At 71.7% G+C, this 22349-nt stretch carries 21 protein-coding genes; 9 read left to right on the top strand and 12 right to left on the bottom strand.

What is annotated here, in order from left to right; translation table 11 throughout:
* Positions 1-157 precede the first annotated feature (157 nt).
* From ACFVGS_RS33055 to ACFVGS_RS33045, 3 genes are all read left to right on the top strand, one after another.
* Positions 158-1396, top strand: a complete 1239-nt coding sequence (locus tag ACFVGS_RS33055) for an FAD-dependent monooxygenase (RefSeq protein ID WP_384421147.1) — start codon at positions 158-160, stop codon at positions 1394-1396.
* Between the two features lie 127 nt (positions 1397-1523).
* On the top strand, positions 1524-4928 hold the full coding sequence (locus ACFVGS_RS33050) for a hypothetical protein (protein WP_385695705.1): 3405 nt from the start codon (positions 1524-1526) through the stop codon (positions 4926-4928).
* Between the two features lie 39 nt (positions 4929-4967).
* Complete coding sequence (locus ACFVGS_RS33045) at positions 4968-5654, top strand: pyridoxal 5'-phosphate synthase (protein WP_384421143.1); 687 nt, start codon at positions 4968-4970, stop codon at positions 5652-5654.
* 124 nt (positions 5655-5778) lie between these two features.
* Here ACFVGS_RS33045 and ACFVGS_RS33040 read toward each other — a convergent pair whose 3' ends face one another.
* Genes ACFVGS_RS33040 through ACFVGS_RS33025 form a run of 4 tightly spaced genes read right to left on the bottom strand, consistent with a single transcriptional unit; the run spans position 5779 to position 9279 of the window.
* Entirely contained in the window at positions 5779-6981 is a 1203-nt protein-coding gene (locus tag ACFVGS_RS33040) for an ABC transporter permease (protein ID WP_385695702.1), read from the bottom strand.
* Entirely contained in the window at positions 6981-7670 is a 690-nt protein-coding gene (locus tag ACFVGS_RS33035) for an ABC transporter ATP-binding protein (RefSeq protein ID WP_384421140.1), read from the bottom strand. The genes ACFVGS_RS33040 and ACFVGS_RS33035 overlap by 1 nt, the downstream gene beginning before the upstream one ends.
* Positions 7667-8761, bottom strand: a complete 1095-nt coding sequence (locus tag ACFVGS_RS33030; RefSeq protein ID WP_384421138.1) for an efflux RND transporter periplasmic adaptor subunit — start codon at positions 8759-8761, stop codon at positions 7667-7669. The genes ACFVGS_RS33035 and ACFVGS_RS33030 overlap by 4 nt, the downstream gene beginning before the upstream one ends.
* A 17-nt stretch (positions 8762-8778) precedes the next feature.
* A complete protein-coding gene (locus ACFVGS_RS33025; protein ID WP_384421137.1) occupies positions 8779-9279 on the bottom strand; it encodes a hypothetical protein in 501 nt (166 codons plus the stop codon).
* A gap of 89 nt (positions 9280-9368) precedes the next feature.
* On the opposite strand from ACFVGS_RS33025, the gene ACFVGS_RS33020 reads away from it, so the two are divergent.
* Both ACFVGS_RS33020 and ACFVGS_RS33015 read left to right on the top strand, forming a co-directional pair.
* A complete protein-coding gene (locus ACFVGS_RS33020) occupies positions 9369-10031 on the top strand; it encodes a response regulator transcription factor (protein ID WP_385695697.1) in 663 nt (220 codons plus the stop codon).
* Complete coding sequence (locus tag ACFVGS_RS33015) at positions 10028-11299, top strand: ATP-binding protein (protein ID WP_384421133.1); 1272 nt, start codon at positions 10028-10030, stop codon at positions 11297-11299. The genes ACFVGS_RS33020 and ACFVGS_RS33015 overlap by 4 nt, the downstream gene beginning before the upstream one ends.
* On the opposite strand, the gene ACFVGS_RS33010 is transcribed toward ACFVGS_RS33015, so the two are convergent.
* From ACFVGS_RS33010 to ACFVGS_RS33000, 3 genes are all read right to left on the bottom strand, one after another.
* The gene (locus ACFVGS_RS33010) at positions 11296-13173 is read right to left on the bottom strand and encodes an AMP-dependent synthetase/ligase (protein WP_384421131.1); all 1878 of its coding nucleotides are present in this window, start codon (positions 13171-13173) and stop codon (positions 11296-11298) included. The genes ACFVGS_RS33015 and ACFVGS_RS33010 overlap by 4 nt on opposite strands.
* Positions 13174-13369: 196 nt before the next feature.
* Positions 13370-14704 (bottom strand): dicarboxylate/amino acid:cation symporter, encoded by a 1335-nt coding sequence (locus ACFVGS_RS33005; RefSeq protein WP_384421129.1) that lies wholly within the window; start codon positions 14702-14704, stop codon positions 13370-13372.
* 381 nt (positions 14705-15085) lie between these two features.
* Complete coding sequence (locus tag ACFVGS_RS33000; RefSeq protein ID WP_384421127.1) at positions 15086-15352, bottom strand: DUF4229 domain-containing protein; 267 nt, start codon at positions 15350-15352, stop codon at positions 15086-15088.
* A gap of 108 nt (positions 15353-15460) precedes the next feature.
* Here ACFVGS_RS33000 and ACFVGS_RS32995 point away from each other — a divergent pair, with 108 nt between their 5' ends.
* Positions 15461-16003 carry a GNAT family N-acetyltransferase gene (locus tag ACFVGS_RS32995; RefSeq protein ID WP_385695692.1) on the top strand — a complete coding sequence of 181 codons (543 nt, stop codon included), beginning with the start codon at positions 15461-15463 and terminating at the stop codon, positions 16001-16003.
* Between the two features lie 75 nt (positions 16004-16078).
* On the opposite strand, the gene mqnE is transcribed toward ACFVGS_RS32995, so the two are convergent.
* Together mqnE and ACFVGS_RS32985 are read right to left on the bottom strand one after the other, a co-directional pair.
* Positions 16079-17242, bottom strand: coding sequence for an aminofutalosine synthase MqnE (mqnE, locus tag ACFVGS_RS32990; protein WP_384421123.1), 1164 nt, complete (start codon positions 17240-17242; stop codon positions 16079-16081).
* A gap of 91 nt (positions 17243-17333) precedes the next feature.
* The gene (locus tag ACFVGS_RS32985; protein WP_031013392.1) at positions 17334-17789 is read right to left on the bottom strand and encodes an Lrp/AsnC family transcriptional regulator; all 456 of its coding nucleotides are present in this window, start codon (positions 17787-17789) and stop codon (positions 17334-17336) included.
* 114 nt (positions 17790-17903) lie between these two features.
* On the opposite strand from ACFVGS_RS32985, the gene ACFVGS_RS32980 reads away from it, so the two are divergent.
* Positions 17904-18044, top strand: a complete 141-nt coding sequence (locus tag ACFVGS_RS32980; protein WP_384421121.1) for a hypothetical protein — start codon at positions 17904-17906, stop codon at positions 18042-18044.
* Here the strand turns inward: ACFVGS_RS32980 and ACFVGS_RS32975 are convergent.
* Positions 18041-18721: a UbiX family flavin prenyltransferase gene (locus tag ACFVGS_RS32975; RefSeq protein WP_384421160.1), complete on the bottom strand. Its 681-nt coding sequence runs from the start codon at positions 18719-18721 to the stop codon at positions 18041-18043. The genes ACFVGS_RS32980 and ACFVGS_RS32975 overlap by 4 nt on opposite strands.
* Positions 18722-18826: 105 nt before the next feature.
* Between ACFVGS_RS32975 and ACFVGS_RS32970 the strand changes: the two genes are divergently transcribed.
* Positions 18827-19429: a rhomboid family intramembrane serine protease gene (locus tag ACFVGS_RS32970; protein WP_384421119.1), complete on the top strand. Its 603-nt coding sequence runs from the start codon at positions 18827-18829 to the stop codon at positions 19427-19429.
* Positions 19430-19494: 65 nt separating this feature from the next.
* Here the strand turns inward: ACFVGS_RS32970 and mqnP are convergent, their stop codons facing one another.
* The gene (gene mqnP, locus ACFVGS_RS32965; protein ID WP_384421117.1) at positions 19495-20397 is read right to left on the bottom strand and encodes a menaquinone biosynthesis prenyltransferase MqnP; all 903 of its coding nucleotides are present in this window, start codon (positions 20395-20397) and stop codon (positions 19495-19497) included.
* Positions 20394-21845 (bottom strand): menaquinone biosynthesis decarboxylase, encoded by a 1452-nt coding sequence (locus ACFVGS_RS32960; protein ID WP_384421115.1) that lies wholly within the window; start codon positions 21843-21845, stop codon positions 20394-20396. Before ACFVGS_RS32960 ends, mqnP begins: the two co-directional genes overlap by 4 nt.
* A 90-nt stretch (positions 21846-21935) precedes the next feature.
* On the opposite strand from ACFVGS_RS32960, the gene ACFVGS_RS32955 reads away from it, so the two are divergent.
* Positions 21936-22349, top strand: coding sequence for a PLD nuclease N-terminal domain-containing protein (locus ACFVGS_RS32955; protein WP_384421114.1), 414 nt, complete (start codon positions 21936-21938; stop codon positions 22347-22349).

Below are 22349 nucleotides of genomic sequence, written 5' to 3'. Positions count from 1 at the left end.
GGCCAGCCCCGCGTCTCGCCGCCCGGTGCGCGCTCCCACCCTCGCATCTCCACACCCAAGGATCTATACAAGCGTCATAGACAGTTGTGTAGGACATCCGTATAGTCATCGGTGCGGGGCCGGAGCGGCTCCGCACCACCCGACAAGGAGTCCTGCCATGCGTGCGTCCCGTACGGTCCTGATCTCCGGCGCCTCCGTCGCCGGCCCCGCCCTCGCCCTCTGGCTGCACCGCTACGGCTTCGTCCCCACCGTCGTCGAGAAGGCGCCCGCGCTGCGCACCGGCGGGTACAAGGTCGACCTGCGCGGCGGCGCGGTCGAGATCTGCGCGCGGATGGGCATCCTCGACGAGGTCCGCGCCCACTCCACCGACATGGCCGGCGGCTCGTACGTGGACTCCCGTGGCCGCACGGTCGGCGAGCTGCCGGCCGAGATCTTCGGCGGACGCGAGGAGCAGGACGACGAGATCATGCGCGGCGACCTCGCCCGCATCCTGTACGAGCGCACCCGCGACGACGTCGAGTACCTCTTCGGCGACTCCGTCGCCTCCCTGTCCGAGGACGAGGACGGCGTGGACGTCGTCTTCGAGAGCGGCGCCCGCCGCCGCTTCGACCTGGTGGTCGGCGCGGACGGACTGCACTCGCACACCCGGCGCCTGGTCTTCGGCGACGAGCGGCGGTTCAAGCGCCACCTCGGCGCGTACGTCTCCATCTTCACGGGCCCCAACCGCCTGGAGCTGACCCGCTGGGAGACCTACCACGCCCGCCCGGACAAGCTGGTCTCCGTCTACGCGACGGCCGGCGAGCACGCGGACCGCGCCAAGAACTGCTTCGTCTTCGCGTCGCCGGCCGAACTCCCCTACGACCACCGGGACATCGCCGCCCAGAAGCGCCTGCTCGCCGAGGCCTTCGCGGGCGACGACTGGGAGATCCCGCGGCTGATCGCGGACGCGGCGGACGCCGACGACTTCTACTTCGACTCCGTCGCCACCGTGCACATGGACCGCTGGTCGAAGGGGCGCGTCGTCCTCGTCGGCGACGCCGCCCACTGCACCTCCCCCGCCTCCGGCCAGGGCACCGGCCTCGCCCTCACCGGCGCCTACGTCCTCGCCGGCGAACTGGCGGCGGCCGGCGGCGACCACGTGACGGCCTTCGAGACGTACGAGAAGGAAATGCGGCCGGGCGTGGAACTGAACCAGAAGTTCGCGGCGTCCTTCGCCAAGGAGATGACCGTCTCCTCCCGCTGGAAGATCGCGCTGCGGATGCTGATGGTGCGGACGCTGCCGAAGACCCCGTGGAAGAACCTGATCGCGAGGAAGATCCGCGAGGAGATCCGGAAGGCGGCGAACGCGGTGCCGCTGAAGGACTACACGGGTCACGCGGTCCGCGAAACTCTTTGAACAGGTTCAAAACCCCTGTTACGATCGCGGCTCCGGGCGGCGGGTTGTCCGGAGGGGGCGGACCCCACACGGCCGCTGCGACACCCCGACACCGCCCGTTCTCGACCTTTGGGAGGGGACAGAACCCATGTCACGCCACACGCGCGCGCACGTACGCGGCGCGGTCGCCACGACCACCGCACTCGGCATCGCGATCGGGCTGTGCGCCGCCGTCACCAGCCCGGCGCTCGCCGCCGAACCCACGCAGAACGCCGTCACCGACGAGGTGGTCATCCCGAACCCGGGCCGCTTCCAGCCCCGCGGCGAGGACCTGGGCCAGGTCGGCGCGACCGGCTACGCCCACAAGGAGGAGGGGTCGTCCGGCTGGGTCTGGACGGACTTCGCGACCGGCGCCGGCAAGGCGATCACGGAAGAGCAGGCCACGAAGGGCCACTCCGGCCTCTTCGCGGCGGTGGAGAAGGACCCGAACGGCGGCGCCGACCACGTCAAGGTCAGCGACGTCTCCACCGGCGAGGCACGCCTGGACGTCGCGCTGCCGTACGGCCGCTGGTGGACGGGCGCCTTCAACGCCGGCACGGTGGTGACCTACGGCCGGAGCGCCGACGGCTACCGCGACTCGGTCCAGCTGCTCCGCATCGTGGACGGCAAGCCGACCGAGGTCGCGTCCTTCAAGCTCAGCGAGGCCTTCCAGGGCCGCATGGACGTCGTGGACCAGGACTCCAAGGGCGTGCTCCTGCGCTTCTGGCGCGAGGGGGACCAGTTCCCCGTCGGCTACTACGTCGACTACGCGAAGGGCACGCTCTCGTCGGCCTCTGCCGGCGGCGAGGGACACACCGTCAGCCTCGGCGCCGAGCACGTCATCGATGTCGACCACACCGGATACACCAACAGCTTCTGGGCCGACAGCCGCACGAACCCGTCGGCGCCGGCCGTCAATACGGAGCTTCCGCCTGCCGATACCGGCATGCCCGGTCTCGCCGCGTACGAGTCCGTCGGCGAATGGCTCGTCTTCGTCCGGCCGCTCACCGACGGCGAGAAGCCGAACACCACCGGCGCCAAGCTCCAGGCGGTCCGCATCGGCACCGGCGAGGTCAAGGACCTCCTGCCGCACGCCGCCCCGGAGCTCTCCCCGGCACCCGACGGCAGCATCCTCGCCGTCGGCGGCACCCGCGCCACGGACTGGGCCGTGCACCGCGTCACCCTCGGCGAGGACGGCAAGCCGACGCTCACCACCGTCAGGAAGATCCCGGCGGCCACCGGCCGCATCGACGGCCTCGCCCTGGGCGGCGGCCGGCTGAACTTCCTGAGCGACGACGTGTACGGCACCGACGGACTCGGCCTGCACGACGTCGACACCGACCTGACGACCGACCCGGCGACGGCCGGCGCGACCTCGCTGCGCGCCCGGATCCTGGCGCCGACCGCACCGGGCGTGATCTCGCTCGGCGACGGCGACGCCGTGCACACCCGCGGCAAGCGTCTCTACGCCCGGATCGACGCCGACAACTCCCGCACCGCGGACCTGCCCGTCGCCGACGCCACGGTGATCGACGCCACGGGCAGCTACGTGCTGGCCCGGCAGGGCACCACCACGTACGTCGCCGACCTGGACAACGACGGCACCACCGCGTCGGACGTGAAGCTCACGATCCCGGACTCGACCGCCGCCGCCCTGTGGGACTCCAAGGTCTGGAAGGCCGCCGCCACCCCCGGCCAGATCGACTCGTACAACCTGAAGACGGGCAGCACCTCCGCCCCGATCGACATCAAGTCCGGCTGCAAGCCCACCGAGCTCCAGGCCGTCAACCGCTGGATCTACTGGACCTGCGGCACCGACAAGGCCGGCGTCTACGACCTCGGCAACATGATGAGCTTCCCGGTCGCGACCGGTGACGCCCTCCTCGGCGACGGCTTCGTCGTCCGTCACGTGGCGGACGAGCTCCAGGCGACGGAGGTGATCACCGGCCGGACCTTCAAGGTCGCCGACCTCGCGGAGGGCACGGGCTCCGGCCGCCGGTCGACCTGGACGGTGGACAAGTTCGGCGGCGGCGCCGCCTTCGTCGACGGCCGGAAGAACCTCCACGTCAAGAAGGTCGGCGTGGCCACGACGCCGCTGGCGGCGCTCCAGCACACCGTCAAGCCGCTGTCCTTCACCGGCACCGGTGTCGAGCCGAAGCCGGCCACCTGGTCGCCCGTGTTCCGCTTCTCCAAGCCGGTCGGCTCGTGGGAACTGGCCATCCGCAAGGGCAACGGTGAGACCGTCCGCACCATCACCGGGACCGGTGGCCCCGGCGCATCCGTGCGCCCGGTCTGGGACGGCAAGGACTCCAAGGGCCGCGGTGTCGAGTCCGCCCAGTACCGCTGGGAGTTGAAGGCCGGCCCGCTCGACGGCGTCGGCCCCGTGCACGGCGCCTGGGGCGTGTTCGACGTCAGCGGCAGCTCGCTCACCACCCTGCCCGGCACCTACACGCCGGTGACGCCCGCCCGCCTCCTCGACACCCGTTCCGGCCTCGGTGCGCCGCAGGCGAAGGTCGGCCCGAACGGCACCGTCCTGCTGAAGGTCGGGGGCCGGGGCGGAGTGCCCACCGAGGGGCTCACCTCCGTGGTCCTCAACGTGACCGCCACCAACGCGACGGCCGACAGCTTCGTCTCCGTCTACCCGTACGAGACGCTGCGCACCTCGGCCTCCAGCCTGAACTTCAAGGCCGGGAAGACCGCCGCCAACCTGGTGACCGTCCCCGTGAAGGACGGCTACGTCGAGCTCTACAACAAGAACGGCTCCGTCGACCTGCTGGCCGACGTCGCCGGCTACTACACCGAGGGCACCGACGGCGCGGAGTACCAGCCCGTCACGCCCACCCGGGTGATGAGCACCCGCAGCGGCACCGGCGTGCCGCAGGGCAAGGTCGGTGCGGGCAGGACGGTGACGCTCACGATCAGCGAGCCCGGCGTCTCCGCCGTCGCCCTGAACGTGACGGCGACCAACGCGACGGCGACCAGCTTCGTCTCCGTCTACCCGTACGGCACCACCCGTCCCGACGTGTCGAACCTCAACTTCACCGCCGGGCAGACCGTCCCCAACCTGGTGATCGTCCCCGTCAAGGACGGCAAGATCACCTTCTACAACCGGGCCGGTGAGGTCGACCTGCTGGCCGACGTCGCCGGGTACTTCAAGCAGGGCACCGGCTCCGTCTTCACCGGCATGCAGCCCAAGCGCGTCATGGACACCCGCAACGGCACCGGCGTCGCCAGGGCGAAGGTCGGCGAGGGCCAGACGGTGAGCCTCGCCGTCGGCACCAAGTACAAGGCGGTCGTCCTCAACGTGACCGCGACGAACCCGACCGAGGCGAGCTTCGTCTCCGTCTACCCGTACGGCACGACCCGCACCTCGGCGTCGAACCTCAACTTCACCGCCGGGCAGACCGTGCCCAACGGGGTGATCGTCCCGGTCAACAACGGCGCGATCACCTTCTACAACAAGAACGGCTCGGTCGACCTGATCGCCGACGTGACGGGTTACTACACCGACTGATCCGCTCACACGGAACCGCAGGGCCTCATGATGGACGCCATGGACGACGAACGGCGTTTTCAGGAGGCCCTGCGGTCTCTTCGTGTCTGGGACACCGAACTGCCCGCCTTCGACCCGGCGGACGTGCCGGAGGAGCCGGTCGCGCTCTTCCACGCCTGGTTCACGGCGGCGGTCGAGGCGAAGGCGGTCGAGCCGCACACCATGTCCCTGGCCACCGTGGACCAGGACGGCCGCCCGGACGTGCGCACCGTCATGCTGCACGGCGCGGACGCGCGCGGCTGGCACTTCGCCTCGCACGCGGGCAGCGCCAAGGGACGGCAGCTGGCCGCCCGGCCCGAGGCGGCGCTCGGCTTCTACTGGCCCGTGCAGGGCCGTCAGGTACGGGTGCGGGGCCGGGTGGTCACCGGGACGCCCGAGGAGGCGTACGAGGACCTGCACGCCCGTACCGCCGGCGCCCTCGCCTCCGCGCTCGTGGGGCACCAGAGCGAGGTGCTCGGCTCGCTCGACGAGCTGGCCGGCGCGAGCGCGGCGGCCTGGGACCGGGCGCGGCGGGAGCCGGACGCGCACGCGCCGAGCTGGACGCTGTACGTGGTGGAGCCCGAGGAGGTCGAGTTCTTCCAGGGCGACGAACGGCGCCGCCACGTACGGCTCCGGTACCGGCGTACGGCCGCAGGCGCCGACACGCACACGCACAACGGCTGGACCCGCGAGCTGCTCTGGCCATGAGGCCACGAGGCCGTAAGCCCACGAGGCCATGAGGCCACAAGGCCACAAGGCCACGAGGCCATGACCCGGCGCGGAGGGCGTGCCCCCGGCACGCCCCCCGTCACCCGACGCCCCCCGGATCCCCCTACCCCGCCGCCAGCGCCAGCGTCGGTGACAGCCGTGACGCCCGCACCGCCGGGTACAGGCCCGCCACCGTGCCGATCGCCAGGGTCGCGGCGAAGCCGCCCGCCGCCGACCAGGGCGGGACCACCCACGGCAGGCCGCCCGTGGCGGCGTACGCGGCCACGGCCGCCGCACCGAGGGCCACGCCCGCGATGCCGCCGAGTCCGGACAGCATCAGCGACTCCGTGACGAACTGGATCCGGATCTGGCCGCGGGTCGCGCCGAGCGAGCGGCGCAGGCCGATCTCGTGGCGGCGCTCCAGGACCGAGATGATCATGGTGTTGGCGACGCCGACGCCGCCGACGAGCAACGCGATCCCACCGAGTCCGAGGAGCAGCGTGGAGAACGCGCCCTCCGTCGCCGCCTTCGCCTTGAGCGCCGACGACGGGTCGCTGACGGCCACGTTCTGCGGGTTCCGCGGGTCGATCGTCGGGGCGAGAAGGCGCTGGACCTCCCGTACCGTCGCGTCCGTGGACCGCTCGTACACGGCCGTCGGATGCCCGTCGAAGCCGAGCAGCCGCTGCGCGGCGTCCCAGCCGACCAGGGCCGAGCGTTCGATCTCGGGGGCGAGCGGCAGCGGGTCGAGGATGCCGACGACGGTGAAGTAGCGGTCGTCGATCCAGACCTGCCGGCCGGGCCGGTCGATGCCGAGGCGCTCCGCGGCCACGTGACCGAGCACCACGGACGGGTAGCGGCCGTTGGCGGCGTTCAGCCAGGTGCCGGAGGCCGTCCGGCCGCGCAGGACGTCGAGCAGTCGCTCCGTGGCCGCCTTCACCGCGATCCCGCCGGTCTCCGCCTCCGGGATCTTCTCGGAGCGGCGCACCGAGCGCTTGAGGTCGCCCGTGCCGGCGGCCTCCTCGACGCCGTCGATGCGGCCGGCCATGCCCACCGCCTCCTTGGGCAGCTTGACCTCCTGTCCGCTGAACATCCCCTCGCCGGCCTTCGCGACCAGCATGTTCGTGCCGAGCGCGTCGAGCTGCCGCAGCAGCTGGGCCTGGCTGGAGGCCGAGATGCCCACCACCGCGATCATCGTCGCGATGCCGATGGCGATCCCGAGGGCGGAGAGGACCACACGCACGGGGCGGCTGCGCAGTCCGGCCGAGCCGACGTGGAGGACGTCGCGCGGGCCGAGGCGGGCGGCCCGCGGAGCGGTTGTGCGGGGCATCAGGCCGCCGCCTTTCCGCGTGCCGTGTCCGCCACCACGCGGCCGTCGCGGATCCGGACCTGGCGCGGCAGCCGGCCGGCGATCTCGGTGTCGTGCGTGATGACGGCGATCGTGGCGCCCTCCGCGTTCAGGGTGTGCAGCAGTTCCATCACCGCCTCGCCGGACGCCGAGTCCAGCGCGCCGGTCGGTTCGTCGGCGAGCAGCAGGGCGGGCTCGCCGACCACCGCGCGGGCGATGGCGACGCGCTGTTTCTGCCCGCCGGACAGTTCGTGCGGGCGGTGCCGCAGCCGGTCGGCGAGCCCGACCCTGGCCAGGGCGTCGGCGGCCATCCGGCGCCGCCGGGCCCGGGGCAGGCCGGAGTAGAGCAGTCCCTCGGCGACGTTGTCCACGGCGGCGACGCCCGGGACCAGGTGGAAGGCCTGGAAGACGAAGCCGATGTGCCGGGCGCGCAGCGCGGAGAGCCGCCGGTCGGCGAGGGCGGCGACGTCGTGCCCGGCGATCCGCACGGTGCCGTCGGTCGGCCGGTCGAGGGTGCCGACGATGTGCAGCAGGGTCGACTTGCCCGAGCCGGAGGGCCCGACGATGCCGAGCAGTTCGCCTTCCCCGACGGTGAGGTCGACGCCGTCGAGGGCCCGGACCCCGCCCGCGTACTCCTTGACGACGCCGGTCAGTTCCACGACTGGGGTCATGAGGACGGCACCCCGACCTTCATGCCCTCGCGCAGCCCACCGCCGCTGACCTCGACCCGGCCCTGGCCGAACATGCCGAGCTCGACCTTCACGTCCCTGGCCCGGCCCTGCTCGACGACCTGGACGCCGAAGCCGCCGCCGGGCAGCGCGAGCAGCGCGTCGACGGGGACGGACAGGACGTCGCGGCGGGTCTCGCCGGCGAGCTCGACGGTGACCGGGGACTGGTCGACGCCCTTGACCTTGCCCGGCTCGTCGAAGGAGACGGTGATGTCGATCTTCGGAGTGGGGTCCTGCGGGTCGTCGCCCGCCGAGGCCGTCCTGCCGACGGCCGACACCTTGCCGGGGAGCTCTGTTCCGTCGGGCAGCCGTACCTTCACCCGGGTGCCGCTCTTCGCCGACGAGGCGTCGGCGACGGGGAGTGGGAAGCGGACGACGCGCTCGGAGCCGGTCACCGTGAGGACCGGGGAGCCCGGCGTGACGCGGTCGCCGGGCGCGATCGTGTTCTCGGCCGCTCCGCCGCCCGCCTGCTTCACCCGTACCGCGCTGCCCGCGAAGGCGATGCGGTCCGGGCCGATCGTGCCGGTCTGCTGCAGCTCGTGGGACTTCTGCCAGCGCCTGACGGCGGCGGCGGTCTTCGCGGTGTACTCCTCGTCGACGTCGAAGCCGGTGTGGCCGAGGGCGGCGAGGTTCTCCTCCAGCTGGCGGACGTCCCGCCCCTTGTCGCCGGTCCTGAGGGTGCGGTACATGGGCTCGGCCCCGTACATCAGGCGGACGGGCTCGCCGTCGACCTCGTAGAGCCGGCCGTCGCGTTCCACGACGGAGCCGTTCGCGGCGAGCCAGGTGAGGGTGCCGGCGCCGCCGGCGTTGATCCTCCGCTCGCCGAGGTGGCCGAGCGTGCCGTCCTGCCGGGAGCTGTCGCTGAGGTCGCCGCGGGTGACGGGTGCGGTGGCGGGCGGCAGTCCGCGGGAGCCGGCGGACCCGGCTGTCGGCCGCTCGGGGCCGGTGCCCGTGGACAGGGCCGTGACGGCGACGCCGGCGCCCGCGACGGCGACGATCGCCACGAGGGCGGCCACGAGGCGGCGTCGGTTCATGGGGCGTTCCCGGTCGCTCATCGGGCCGCGCCCTCGCAGGCCTTCATGGCCTTCTCGAACTTCTGCTTCTCCGCGCCCTTCGGCATGGGCAGGGCCTGCTGCGCGCCGCCGTCGAACTTCGGGTCGGGCATGTCGAAGCCGTTCTCGCGCATGCACCGCGCGTAGGCCAGGGCCTTGTCCTTGTCGGCCTGCGTGGGTTCCTTGCCGAAGCCCGCACCGGCGCCGCCCGCCTTGTCCTGGCAGGCCTTGAACGCCTGCTCCATCTTCTCCTTGGAGACGCCGTCGCCGCCGATGGTGAGGCCGACGCCCTGCTCGCCCGGCTTGGGCTCGGGCACGTCGAGGCCGTGCTCCCGCAGGCACTTGCGGTGCTCGAAGGCCTGGTCCGCCTTCCTGCCCTCGTCGCTGCCCGCCCCGGGCGTCCCGTTCCCGCCGCCGGAGCAGGCGGTGGCGAGGAGGGAGAGGAGGGTGAGGGCCGCGAACGCGGCGGCGGCCGGCTTGGTCTTCCGTGAGGTCGTCATGGCGGCGAGGGTGCCGCGAAGGGATGTTTCGCTTCTCTCAGCGGTTTCGTTTACGTCGGCGAAAGGTCCCCCTCGGGTACACAGGGGCCATGCGCGTACTGCTGGTGGAGGACGAGGCGTTCCTCGCCGAGATGATCGCCGAGGGACTGCGCCGCGACGCGCTCGCCGTGGACGTCGCGGCCGACGGCCTCGAGGCGCTGCGGAAGCTCCGGTTCGGGGAGTACGACGTCCTCGTCCTGGACCGTGACCTGCCCGGGATGCACGGCGACGACGTATGCCGGCGCGTGGTGGAGCAGCGGCTCATGACGAGGGTCCTGATGCTGACGGCGGCCGGCACCGTACGGGACCGGGTCGAGGGCCTGGGTCTGGGCGCCGACGACTACCTGACCAAGCCCTTCGCGTACGACGAGCTGCTCGCGCGGGTCCTGGCCCTGGGCCGGCGCGCCAGGCCCGCGCTGCCGCCCGTCCTCGAACGGCGCGGGATCGTCCTGGACACGGCCCGCCGCCAGGCGAGCCGCGACGGACGGCACCTGCACCTGTCGCGCAAGGAGTTCGGGGTCCTGGAGGCGCTGCTGCGGGCGGAGGGGGCCGTGGTGAGCGGCGAGGACCTGATCGAGCAGGTGTGGGAGGAGCACACCAGCTACCGCACGAACGCGGTTCGGGTGACCCTGAGCAAGCTGCGGGCCAAGCTGGGCGAGCCGCCGGTGGTGGAGACGGTGCCCGGGGCCGGCTACCGGATCGGCGCGCCGTGATCGGCGCGGTCAGGAGCGAACGGACCCGGCTGACCGCCCTGTACGCGGGTCTGCTGGTGCTCGCGGGCGCCGTGCTCACCGGCGTCGTCTACTGGCTGGTGCGGGAGGGCCTGTACTCGTCGATCAGCACGGCCGTGACCACCGCCGTACCGGCCCGGCGCCTGGAAGACCTGCCGACGGGGCTCCCGACGGCGCTGCCGACCGCCATGCCCAGCGCCGTTCCCGCGAGTCCCGCCCCGACCACGGCCCCGTGGCTGGTTCCGAGCGAGACGCTGGCGATCACCCGGTCGGTCAGCGACGCCGCCGAGTCCGCCGCCCTCGACCGGCTCCTCACCGTCTCCGTGACCGTCCTCGCCTGTTACGCGGTCCTGTCGGTCGCGCTCGCCTGGTGGGCGGCCGGCCGGGTGCTCCGGCCGATCGCCGTCATCACCGACACCGCGCGCCGTCTGTCCGGCGAGAACCTCCTGGGCGTCCCCCCTGGACAAGGTCCTTGGGGGCGGATCGCGCTCGACGCGCCGCCCGGCGAGCTCAAGCGGCTCGCCGACACCTTCGACGGCATGCTCGGGCGGATGGAGCAACTGGTCTCCGCGCAGCAGCGGTTCGCCGCGAACGCGGCGCACGAGCTGCGGACGCCGGTGGCCGTGCAGCGCGCGGCGGCCGAGATCGGGCTCGCCGGGGACCCGTCGCCGGAGCGGGTGGCGCGGATCCGGTCGAAGCTGATCGAGGTCGCGGACGGCAGCGAGCGGATCATCGAGGGCCTGCTGCTGCTCGCCGCCTCCGACCAGGGGATCCGGGAGCGCCGCCGGGTGGCGGTCGACGAGCTCGCCCGGGAGTCGGCGGCCGCGCTGGCGGACGAGGCGGCCGAGCGCGGGGTGGGCGTCGTCGTACGGGCCGGGCCGCTCACCGTCGACGGGGACCCGGTGCTCCTGGAGCGGCTGCTGCACAACCTGGTCGCGAACGGCGTGCGGCACAACGTCCGCGGCGGCCGGGTGGAGGTCCGTACCGGCCCGGACGGCGTCGAGGTGGCCAACACGGGCCCCGTCGTGGACCCCGGGACGGTGCCGCTGCTGTTCGAGCCCTTCCGGCGCGCGTCCGCCCGCACCCACGCGCCCGGCGAGGGCGCGGGCCTCGGCCTGTCGATCGTCGACGCGATCGCCCGCGCGCACGGGGCGACGGCGACGGCTTCGGCGAACGCGGAGGGCGGCGGCCTGACGGTGCGCGTCCGCTTCCCGGGCCTGTCCGGCCCCGATCCGGAAGAGACGGCCTAGCCGTACATCTCGTCGATGTCCCGGGCGAAGTCCCGCAGCACGGCCCGCCGTCTGAGCTTCAGGGAGGGTGTGAGGTGGCCGCTCGTCTCGGTCCACTCGGTGGTCAGGACGCGGAAGGCGCGGATCGACTCGGCGCGGGACACCAGGCGGTTGGCGTCGTCGACGGCCCGCTGGACGACGGCGAGGAGTTCGTCGTCCCTGGCGAGCTCCCACAGGGCGAGGTGGTCCTTGTGGCGCATCCGCCGCCAGTGCAGCAGGCCCTCGTGGTCCAGGGTGACGAGCGCCGTGACGTACGGGCGGCCGTCGCCGAGAACCATGCACTGGGCGACCAGCGGGTGCGCGCGCAGCCACTCCTCCAGCGGGGCCGGGGCGACGTTCTTGCCGGCGGAGGTGACGATCATGTCCTTCTTGCGGCCGGTGATCCGCAGATGGCCCTCGTCGTCGAGGGCGCCCAGGTCGCCGGTGGGGAACCAGCCCTCGTCGGTGTACGGGAGGGCGACGCCGCGCTGGGCGTCCCAGTAGCCGGCGAAGACATGGCCGCCCTTGAGCCAGATCTCCCCGTCGTCGGCGATCCTGACGGCCGTCCCCGGCAGCGGGCGGCCGACCGTCCCGGGACGCGGGCCGCACAGCGGGGTGACGGTGGCGGCGGCGGTCGTCTCCGTCAGGCCGTAGCCCTCGTAGACGTCGATGCCCGCGCCGGCGAAGAACTCGGCGAGCCGGGCGCCGAGCGGCGAGCCGCCGCTGATGACGTGCCGGACGCGGCCGCCGAGGGCGGCGCGGATCCGTCTGTAGACGAGCGGTTCGTAGAGGGCGTGGGCGGCGCGCAGGCCGAGCGAGGGCCGGGTGCCGACGGTGGCCGACTGCTGGCCGTAGCGCTCGGCGACCCGGGCGGCCCGGTCGAACGAGGCGGCGCGGCCGAGGCGTTCGGCGGCGGCGCGGGCGGTGTGGAAGACCTTGTCCAGGACGTAGGGGATGGCGAGCAGGAAGGTCGGCCGGAAGGAGGCCAGGTCGGCGAGGAGTTCGTCGCTCTCGGCGGACGGCGCGTGGCCGACGCGGACCCGGGCGCGGACGCACCCGATGGCGACCATGCGCCCGAAGACGTGGGAGAGCGGCAGGAAGAGGAGCGTGGCGGCGGGCTCCTTGCTGACCGAGCGGAAGACGGGGTGGAGGAGGGCGACGGCGTTGTCGACCTCGGCGAAGAAGTTGCCGTGGGTGAGGGCGCATCCTTTGGGGCGGCCGGTGGTGCCGGAGGTGTAGACGAGGGTGGCGAGGGTCTGCGGGGTGAGCAGTCCGCGGCGTGCGGAGACGGCCTCGTCGGTGACCCGCTTGCCGGACCGGCGCAGTTGGTCGACGGCGCCGGTGTCGAGCACCCACAGGTGGCCGAGGGAGGGCAGCTGGCGGCGCTCGTTGGAGACGAGCCGGGCCTGGGCGGTGTCCTCGACGACGCAGGCGGCGGCGCCGGAGTCCTGGAGGATCCAGCGGATCTGGTAGGCGGAGGACGTCGGGTAGAGCGGCACGGTGATCAGTCCGGCGGCCCAGGCGGCGAAGTCGAGCAGGGTCCACTCGTACCGGGTGCGGGCCATCAGCGCCAGCCGGTCGCCGGGCCGCAGGCCCTGGGCGATGAGCCCCTTGGCGACGGAGTGGACCTCGGCGGCGAACGCGGCGGCGCTGACGTCGTCCCAGCCGCCGTCCGGGCGCTTGCGCGAGAAGAGGACCGCTCCCGGTTCGTCGCGCGCGTTCTCGTACGGCAGGTCGGCGAGGGACCCGCGCCGCACGGGCGGCACGAGGGCGGGTACGGACACTTCGCGTACGGTCCCGTCGACGCGGACCAGGTGGGGGCGGCCCGGGTCGGGCGGGTACTCGGGGACGGGCACGTGCGGCTCCTCGACGTCGAGAACCGGTCAGTAACCTTACTTCCGAGTAAATCTAGGGCGCCGCAAGCCGTTTGGACAGATCCGGGGCCGTGGCCGGCCCGCGGCGAGGGCCTGGCCGTCACCGTTCCACCCCGCGAACGGCGGCGCCCCGGACCCTCGGGCCCGGGGCGCGGTCGCGTCGGCGATCCGTACGGGCTCAGGCGGCGGCCGGGACGGTCACCTTCTGCTCGGCCTGGCGGGCGTCCACCAGGTCGTCGACCGGGGAGGCCGAGGCGGACGCGTAGGCGGCGACGTCCAGGATCTTCTCGCGGGCGGAGACGATGACCGGGACCAGGGCCTGGCCGGCCACGTTGGTGGCGGTGCGCATCATGTCGAGGATCGGGTCGATCGCCATGAGCAGGCCGACGCCCTCCAGCGGGAGGCCCAGGGTGGACAGGGTCAGCGTCAGCATGACCGTCGCGCCGGTGAGGCCGGCGGTGGCCGCCGAGCCGATGACCGAGACGAAGGCGATGAGCAGGTACTCCTTGACGCCCAGCTGCACGTCGAAGATCTGCGCGATGAAGATCGCGGCGAGCGCCGGGTAGATCGCGGCGCAGCCGTCCATCTTCGTGGTGGCGCCGAACGGCACGGAGAAGGAGGCGTACTCCTTCGGGACGCCGAGGCGCTCGGTGACGCGCTGGGTGACCGGCATGGTGCCGACCGAGGAGCGGGAGACGAAGGCCAGCTGGATGGCGGGCCAGGCGCCCTTGAAGAACTGCAGCGGGTTGAGCTTGGCGACGGTCGCGAGCAGCAGCGGGTAGACGCCGAAGAGGACCAGGGCGCAGCCGATGTAGACGTCGGCGGTGAAGGTCGCGTACTTGCCGAGCAGGTCCCAGCCGTAGTTGACGATCGCCTTGCCGATGAGGCCGGCGGTGCCGATCGGGGCGAGGCGGATGACCCACCACAGGGCCTTCTGCAGCAGCTCGAGGACCGACTCGGAGAGGGAGAGGATCGGCTGGGCCTTCTCGCCGAGCTTGAGGGCGGCGATGCCGGCGACGGCGGCCATGAAGACGATCTGCAGGACGTTCAGCTCGGTGAAGGGCGTGATGACGTCCGTCGGGATGATGCCGGTCAGGAAGTCGATCCAGCTGCCCTGGTGCTCGGGGAGCTTGCCGTCCTTCGGCGTGAGGCCGGTGCCGGAGCCGGGGTTGGTGAGCAGGCCGATCGCGAGGCCGATGGCGACCGCGATCAGCGAGGTGATCATGAACCAGATCAGGGTCTGCGCGGCGAGGCGGGCCGCGTTGTTGACCTTCCGCAGGTTGGTGATCGACACCAGGATCGCGAAGAAGACGAGCGGGGCGACGGCCAGCTTGAGCAGCTGGACGAAGATGCCGCCGACCTGGGTCAGGGTCTCCTTCAGCCAGCCGATGTCCTGGCTGCGGGCGAGCCAGCCGAGCACGACGCCGATGACGAGACCGGCGACGATCTGGGCCCAGAACGGGATCTTGGGTATGCGGGACTTCGCCACGGGCGCGGACGAGGACGCGGACACGGACACACTCCACTGGTGCGTATCGGGAAATACGGGGACGGGGGTGCGGTACACACGCGCTCAACGCGCGGACCGCTGCATGATGCCGGGTCAGAGCTCGCGGCAACAGACCGCGGACATACAGCGGCACAGATCGACGTGCAGGCGCGCCACGAGCGGGGTGCTCGCGGCATCGGGGAGGTGCACTGCGGTCGTCATGGCCGACACGTTAACACTTGAACTTTGAGAACCTCAAAGCCCTTCTTTGAGGTGCGGAAGGCCGCGGCGCCCTTCGAAACGCAGAACACCCCAGGTGAGAGCCTTCGAAGCTCCACCTGGGGTGTCCCGGTGTGTCCTGGTGTGAGGTACCTTACGCAGCCTTTATGGCGCGCCGGAGGACGCTCAGGCGGCGTCCTCGACCGAGCGGTTCGCCTCCAGGCGGCCCTTGGCGCGGTCGACCTTCTCCACGATCTGCACGCTCATCTCGTCGCGCTGCCGGCGCAGCAGCACGAAGCTCAGCGGCGCGGAGACGACGACGGAGAGCAGGAGGACCCACAGCAGGTTGGAGTCACCGAGGCCGCGCGGCAGCACGCCGACGTAGACCAGACCCCAGAGCGCGAGGAAGCTGCCGGCGAAGATGCCGAGGCGCAGCAGGCTGTAGCGAAGCATGTGAGTCCCTCCCATACAGGACAAGCGTCCCTCCAGTGAAGCACGGCCCCGGCCGGGCCCCGCCGCCGACCCTTGAACCACGGGAGTGGTAATAGATACTCTGGCACTATGGCCCTTACCTTTACGCTGGATCCCGCCGTCGACCGCTCCCTCCGCGACGGCGTGCTCGCGCTCTGGGCGGACGTGTCCAACGCGGGCGGCGCCGTCGGCTTCGTACCGCCCGTGACGGCGGAGGAAATCCGGCCCGCGCTGCTGCGGCACCTGGTCGGGATGGCCGAGGGCACCACGCGGCTGCTGGTCGGCCGGGACACCGACGACCCGGCGGGCGAGATCGCCGCCACCGCCTTCTTCACGCACAACAGCCACCCCCTGATGACGCACTGGGTGTGGCTGTACACGGTGATGGTGCACCCCCGGCACCAGGGCAAGGGGTACGGACTGGAGCTGATGGCCGCGGTCGAGGAGGCGGCCCGTGACGGCGAGGGCTTCGAGCACATCGAGGCCATCCGGCTGACCTGCCGCGGCGGCACCGGCGTCGACGCCTTCTACGCGCGGGCCGGCTACAAGGAGGTCGGGCGCGTCCCGGCCGCCATCCGGGTGGCCCCGGGCGACGACCGCGACGACATCATCATGCTGCTGCCGCTGGACTGAGCGTCCTCGGACCCGGCCCCCTCGGACCCGGTCCCCTCGGACCCGGCCCCCTCGGACTCAGCCGCGCATCGGCTCTCAGACCCGCATCGGCTGCGGCGACTCGCGGCGCTCCGGGTCCGGGCCCGGGTACTCGCGGATCACCTCGTAGCGCGTGTTGCGCTCCACCGGGCGGAAGCCGGCGTCCCGGATGAGCTCCAGGAGGTCCTCCCGGGTCAGCTTGTTCGGGGTGCCGTAGTTGTCGGCGTCGTGGGTGATCTTGTACTCGACGACCGAGCCGTCCATGTCGTCAGCGCCGTGCTGGAGCGCCAGCTGCGCGGTCTGGACGCCGTGCATCACCCAGAACACCTTGACGTGCGGGATGTTGTCGAAGAGCAGCCGGGAGACGGCGAAGGTCTTCAGCGCCTCGGCACCCGTCGCCATCGTCGTCCGGGCCTGGAGCCGGTTGCGGACCTTGCCGTCCTGCATGTCGACGAAGTCGTGCTGGTACCGCAGCGGGATGAAGACCTGGAAGCCGCCGGTCTCGTCCTGGAGCTCGCGCAGCCGGAGCACGTGGTCCACGCGGTGGCGCGGCTCCTCGATGTGCCCGTAGAGCATCGTGCACGGGGTCTTCAGACCCTTCTCGTGCGCGAGGCGGTGGATCCGGGACCAGTCCTCCCAGTGGGTGCGGTGGTCCACGATGTGCTGCCGGACCTCCCAGTCGAAGATCTCGGCGCCGCCGCCGGTCAGCGACTCCAGACCGGCCTCGATCAGCTCGTCGAGGATCTCGGAGGCCGACAGGCCCGAGATGGTCTCGAAGTGGTGGATCTCGGTGGCGGTGAAGGCCTTGAGCGAGACGTTCGGCAGCGCCTTCTTCAGCTCGGAGAGCGAGCGCGGGTAGTAGCGCCAGGGCAGGTTGGGGTGGAGCCCGTTGACGATGTGGAGCTCGGTGAGGTTCTCGTTCTCCATCGCCTTCGCGAGGCGCACGGCCTCCTCAATGCGCATGGTGTACGCGTCCTTCTCGCCCGGCTTGCGCTGGAAGGAGCAGTAGGCGCAGGAGGCGGTGCAGACGTTCGTCATGTTGAGGTGACGGTTGACGTTGAAGTGGACGACGTCGCCGTTCTTCCGCGTCCGCACCTCGTGGGCGAGGCCGCCGAGCCAGGCCAGGTCGTCGGACTCGTACAGCGCGAGGCCGTCCTCACGGCTCAGCCGCTCTCCGGCGAGAACCTTCTGTTCCAGCTCCCGCTTGAGCCCAGCGTCCATCTGCGGCCGCCTCCCATGTTTCCGAAATCAGGCTTCCCCCACCGTACTCCCCCGCCCTTCGGGCGGATGGGGCCCCCACGGCCGCCGCGCGTCAGCCCTCTTCCGGCAGGTCCCCGACCCGGTTCTCCCACTTGGTGGACAGCACGATCGTGGTGCGGGTGCGGGAGACGCCCTTGGTTCCGGAGAGCCGGCGGATGGTCTTCTCCAGGCCGTCGACGTCGTTGGCGCGGACCTTGAGCATGAAGGAGTCGTCGCCGGCGATGAACCAGCAGTCCTCGATCTCGGCCAGGTCCTTCAGCCGGCGGGCCACGTCCTCGTGGTCGGCGGCGTCGGAGAGGGAGATGCCGATGAGCGCGGTGACGCCGAGGCCGAGCGAGGCGGCGTCGACGGTGGCGCGGTAACCGGTGATGACCCCGGCCGCCTCCAGGCGGTTGATGCGGTCGGTGACGGAGGGGCCGGAGAGCCCGACGAGCCGGCCGAGCTCGGCGTACGAGGCCCGGCCGTTCTCGCGCAGGGCCTGGATGAGCTGCCTGTCCACGGCGTCCATAGGTACGAAGCCTTCCATTGTCCAGCGATACCGCGAGTTTGGGTATAGAATCAAAGGTACACAGGGCCAGACGCCCTGTGAATCGTTCATTCAGATCAAAGACGATCTTCAGGAGTGGTGTTCACCGTGTACACGATCGAGATGGCCTACGCCCGTATGCGCGAGCTGCAGGAGATGGCCAACCGCTCGCGTGCCCACCAGCCGTCCGCCTCGAAGCGCGCCGCAGCCACGAAGCGCGCCGCCAAGAAGCGCTAGTCAGGACGGGAAGCGGCTCCACCGAGCTCTCCCTTCCACCGGCGGTACAGCTCGTGCGGCACCCCTGCCGCGTCGAGCACCCGCCCCGCGACGAAGTCCACCAGGTCCTGGATGTGCGTCGCACCCGCGTAGAACGCCGGAGAGGCGGGCAGCACCACGGCGCCCGCCTCGTCCAGCGCCACCATGTGCTTCAGCGTCTGCCCGTTCAGCGGGGTCTCCCGCACGGCGACGACCAGCGGCCGCCGCTCCTTGAGCGTCACGCTCGCGACCCGCTGGAGCAGGTCCTTCGACAGCCCGAGCGCGACCCCGGCCACGGCGGCCGTCGACGCCGGCACGATCAGCATCCCCTTGACGGGGTACGACCCGGAGGACGGCCCCGCCGCCAGGTCCCCGGCCGGCCAGTACCGCACGTCGTCGACGGCGTCGGCGGACACCCGGAACGTCCCCGGCTTCCCGTCGGCACCCCGCGCCAGCCACTCCGCCAGGTCCTCGCGCCAGTGCGCGTCCCGGAAGGCGATCCCCGTCTCGTCGAGCAGCGTCAGCCGCGAGGCCCGCGACACGACCAGGTCGACGCTCTCCCCCGCCGCGAGCAGCCCCCGCAGTACGGCGGCGGCATACGGAGTCCCCGACGCCCCGGACACCCCGACCACCCAGGGACGACGCTGCTGCTTGTTCACCGGCTCCACGCCGACGAGCCTATCCGGAGGGGCACACGGGGCACGGAGTAAGGTGCCCCGGACGTTGACCCGGTGCGGAGGCGAACGTCCAGGAGGGGGCAGGGAATGAGCGGACCCGCGATCGACGGATGGGGCCCGTCCGACCGGGCGAAGGCAGCGGCCAAGCTGGTGACGGGCTGGGTCGTCCTGCTGTGGCTGCTCGAAGCCGCCGACCTCGCGACCGGGCACGCCCTCGACCCGTACGGCGTCACCCCGCGCGAGTCCGGCGAGCTGGCCGACATCGTGCCGTCGGCCTTCCTGCACTTCGGCTTCGGCCACGTCGCCGCGAACACCGTGCCCCTGCTGGTCCTCGGCTTCCTCGCCGCACTCGGCGGCATCCGGCGCTTCCTGGCCGTCGTGGCGCTGGTCGTGGTCTTCGGCGGCCTCGGCGTCTGGCTGTTCTCGCCGTCCGGCACCGTCACCGCCGGCGCGTCCGGCGTGGTCTTCGGCCTCTTCGGTTACGTGCTGGCCCGCGGCTTCGTGGACCGCAGACCGCTGGAGGCCGTCGTGGGCCTGCTCGTCGCCGCGGTGTGGGGCGGCTCGATGCTGACCGGCGTGGTCCCCACCGACGGGATCAGCTGGCAGGGCCACCTGTTCGGCCTGCTGACGGGAGTGACGGCGGCCTTCGTCCTCCGCCGCGGCCCCGGCCGCGCCGCCCTGACCGCCTGACGCCTCCCGCAGGCCCCGTCAGGTCTGGACGAACCGGGAAACCGAAGGCAGCACACACGATCGAGTCACACGGTCAGCCCGCGCACCAGGAGATCCAGCAGCGCGCACGCGAAAAGCGCGATCCCGATGAAGCCGTTGACCGTGAAGAACGCCCGGTTCAGGCGGGACAGGTCGTGCGGCTTCACGATCGAGTGCTCGTAGCAGAAGGCCGCCGCCACGATCACCAGGCCCACCCAGAAGAACGCGCCCGCGTCCGTCAGCAGCGCGTACCAGACCAGCAGGCCCGTGGTGACGACCGCCGAGGCCCGCGCGCCCCACAGGGCCGCCGGGATGCCGAAGCGGGCCGGGACCGACATGACGCCCTCGGCGCGGTCCGCCTGGACGTCCTGGCAGGCGAAGATCAGGTCGAAGCCGCCGATCCAGATGCCGACCGCCAGGCCCAGGACCACCGCGTCCCAGGACCACTCGCCGGTCACCGCCAGCCAGGCCCCGATCGGACCGATCGACTGGGCGAGCCCGAGGATCGCGTGCGGGAAGTTCGTGAACCGCTTGCCGTACGGATAGACCACCATCGGGACGACGGCGAGCGGCGCGAGCGCCAGGCACAGCGGGTTCAGCAGGGCCGCGGCGCCCAGGAAGACCACCACGGCCACCCCCGCGCCCGTCCACGCCGACCGCACCGACACCGCGCCCGTCACCAGCTCCCGGTTCGCGGTGCGCGGGTTACGGGCGTCGATCTCCCGGTCGATGATCCGGTTGCAGGCCATGGCGAAGGTCCGCAGTCCCACCATGCACACGGTCACCAGGAACAGCGTCCACCAGTGGATCGTGCGGTCCAGCTGGTACATCGCGCTGAGCGAGGCGATGTACGCGAAGGGCAGCGCGAAGACCGAGTGCTCGATCATGACGAGCCGGAGGAAGGCTTTCGTACGGCCCGGCCGGGCGCCGGGCACCGCTGCCGTGGTCACAGCCCGTACTCCTTCCAGCGGCGGTCCACCAGGGCCGCCGTCGCCGGGTCCGACTCGACCATGTCCGGCCAGCCGCCGTCGCGGGTGTAGCCCTCCTCGGGCCACTTCTTCGTCGCGTCGATGCCCGCCTTGCCGCCCCAGAACTGCTGGTAGGAGGCGTGGTCCAGGTGGTCCACCGGGCCTTCGACGACCGTGAGGTCGCGGGCGTAGTCGGTGTTGCCGAGCGCGCGCCAGGAGACCTCGTGGAGGTCGTGGACGTCGCAGTCCTTGTCGACCACGACGATCAGCTTGGTCAGCGACATCATGTGCGCGCCCCAGATGGCGTGCATGACCTTCTGCGCGTGCTTCGGGTACTTCTTGTCGATCGAGACGATCGCACAGTTGTGGAAGCCGCCCGACTCCGGCAGGTGGTAGTCCACGATGTCCGGCACGATGATCTTGAGCAGGGGCAGGAAGAAGCGCTCCGTGGCGCGGCCCAGCGGGCCGTCCTCGGTCGGCGGGCGGCCGACCACGATCGACTGGAGCAGCGGACGCTTCCGCATCGTGACGCAGTCGATCTTCAGGGCGGGGAACGGTTCCTGCGGCGTGTAGAAGCCGGTGTGGTCGCCGAAGGGGCCCTCCGGCAGCATCTCGCCGGGCTCCAGCCAGCCCTCGATCACGACCTCCGCCTGGGCCGGGACCTGGAGCGGGACCGTCTTGCAGTCCACCATCTCGATCCGCTTGCCCTGCACGAACCCGGCGAACAGGTACTCGTCGATGTCGCCCGGCAGCGGCGCCGTCGAGGCGTACGTGACGGCCGGCGGGCAGCCGAAGGCGATCGCGACCGGCAGCCGCTCCCCGCGCTGGGCCGCCACCGCGTAGTGGTTGCGGCTGTCCTTGTGGATCTGCCAGTGCATGCCGATGGTGCGCTTGTCGTGCCGCTGGAGCCGGTAGAGCCCCAGGTTGCGGATCCCGGTCTCGGGGTGCTTCGTGTGGGTCAGGCCCAGGTTGAAGAAGGAACCGCCGTCCTTCGGCCAGGTGAAGAGGGCGGGCAGCTTGTCGAGGTCGACGTCGTCGCCGGTCAGGACCACCTCCTGCACGGGGGCGTCCTTCACCTTCTTCGGCGGCACGTGGACCATCGAGCCCAGCTTCCCGAAGGCCTCGCGGACTCCGACGAAGCCGTGCGGCAGCTCCGGCTTGAGCAGCCCGCCGATCTTGTCGCTGATCTCCTCGTACGACTTCAGACCCAGTGCCTTCAGCAGCCGGCGGTCCGTGCCGAACACGTTCATCGCGAGGGGCATGGCGGAGCCCTTCACGTTCTCGAAGAGCAGCGCCGGGCCTCCCGCCTTGTTCACCCGGTCGACGATCTCCCCGACCTCCAGGTACGGATCGACTTCGGCCTTGATGCGCTTGAGGTCGCCTTCGCGCTCCAGCGCCCGGAGCAGCGAGCGGAGATCGTCGTAAGCCATGGGGCCCAGTATCGGTCACCGGCTAGGCTTGACCTGTCACCGGGGCCGTCCCGATCGCGTCCCGACACCGCTTCCAGGGGGCTGTCCCACATGCTCAGGGCACTGATGTTCATCCTGCCGCTGGCGCTGGTCATCTACTCGCTCATCGACTGCCTGAACACCCCCGAGGACGAGGTCAAGCACCTTCCCAAGGTCGTCTGGGTCATCATCATCCTGCTCTTCTGGATCGTCGGCCCGATCGTCTGGTTCGCGGCCGGCAAGCTGCGCCGCGGCCCGGCCGGCGGCTCCACGCCCAGCGAGTGGCACCGCAACCACCGCCAGGAGTGGGTCGCCCCCGACGACAACCCCGAGTTCCTGAAGTCCCTGAAGGAAGAGAACAAGAAGGACGAGTCCCTCCTCAAGGACTGGGAGGCCGACCTGCGCCGCCGCGAGGAGGAGCTGAAGAAGCGCGAGCGCGGCGAGCAGTCCGAGGAGAGGCGCGGCGAGGACGGCAAGGACGCCTGA

This window comes from Streptomyces sp. NPDC127114 (assembly GCF_042677525.1).
Classification (GTDB): domain Bacteria; phylum Actinomycetota; class Actinomycetes; order Streptomycetales; family Streptomycetaceae; genus Streptomyces.
Note: the sequence above shows the minus strand (reverse complement) of the source record. Positions and strands in the feature narration are given on the sequence as shown.

Excerpts from the sequence above, each read along its gene's own strand:
- mqnE (WP_384421123.1), bottom strand. The coding sequence starts at position 17,242 with ATGGACGCTGGGCTCAAGCGGGAGCTGGAACAGAAGGTTCTCGCCGGA.
- ACFVGS_RS33055 (WP_384421147.1), top strand. The coding sequence starts at position 158 with ATGCGTGCGTCCCGTACGGTCCTGATCTCCGGCGCCTCCGTCGCCGGC.
- ACFVGS_RS32955 (WP_384421114.1), top strand. The coding sequence starts at position 21,936 with ATGCTCAGGGCACTGATGTTCATCCTGCCGCTGGCGCTGGTCATCTAC.
- ACFVGS_RS33020 (WP_385695697.1), top strand. The coding sequence starts at position 9,369 with ATGCGCGTACTGCTGGTGGAGGACGAGGCGTTCCTCGCCGAGATGATC.
- ACFVGS_RS33050 (WP_385695705.1), top strand. The coding sequence starts at position 1,524 with ATGTCACGCCACACGCGCGCGCACGTACGCGGCGCGGTCGCCACGACC.
- ACFVGS_RS32970 (WP_384421119.1), top strand. The coding sequence starts at position 18,827 with ATGAGCGGACCCGCGATCGACGGATGGGGCCCGTCCGACCGGGCGAAG.
- ACFVGS_RS33045 (WP_384421143.1), top strand. The coding sequence starts at position 4,968 with ATGGACGACGAACGGCGTTTTCAGGAGGCCCTGCGGTCTCTTCGTGTC.
- ACFVGS_RS32985 (WP_031013392.1), bottom strand. The coding sequence starts at position 17,789 with ATGGACGCCGTGGACAGGCAGCTCATCCAGGCCCTGCGCGAGAACGGC.
- ACFVGS_RS33030 (WP_384421138.1), bottom strand. The coding sequence starts at position 8,761 with ATGAACCGACGCCGCCTCGTGGCCGCCCTCGTGGCGATCGTCGCCGTC.
- ACFVGS_RS33040 (WP_385695702.1), bottom strand. The coding sequence starts at position 6,981 with ATGCCCCGCACAACCGCTCCGCGGGCCGCCCGCCTCGGCCCGCGCGAC.
- ACFVGS_RS33025 (WP_384421137.1), bottom strand. The coding sequence starts at position 9,279 with ATGACGACCTCACGGAAGACCAAGCCGGCCGCCGCCGCGTTCGCGGCC.
- ACFVGS_RS32995 (WP_385695692.1), top strand. The coding sequence starts at position 15,461 with ATGGCCCTTACCTTTACGCTGGATCCCGCCGTCGACCGCTCCCTCCGC.
- ACFVGS_RS32960 (WP_384421115.1), bottom strand. The coding sequence starts at position 21,845 with ATGGCTTACGACGATCTCCGCTCGCTGCTCCGGGCGCTGGAGCGCGAA.
- ACFVGS_RS33035 (WP_384421140.1), bottom strand. The coding sequence starts at position 7,670 with ATGACCCCAGTCGTGGAACTGACCGGCGTCGTCAAGGAGTACGCGGGC.
- ACFVGS_RS33000 (WP_384421127.1), bottom strand. The coding sequence starts at position 15,352 with ATGCTTCGCTACAGCCTGCTGCGCCTCGGCATCTTCGCCGGCAGCTTC.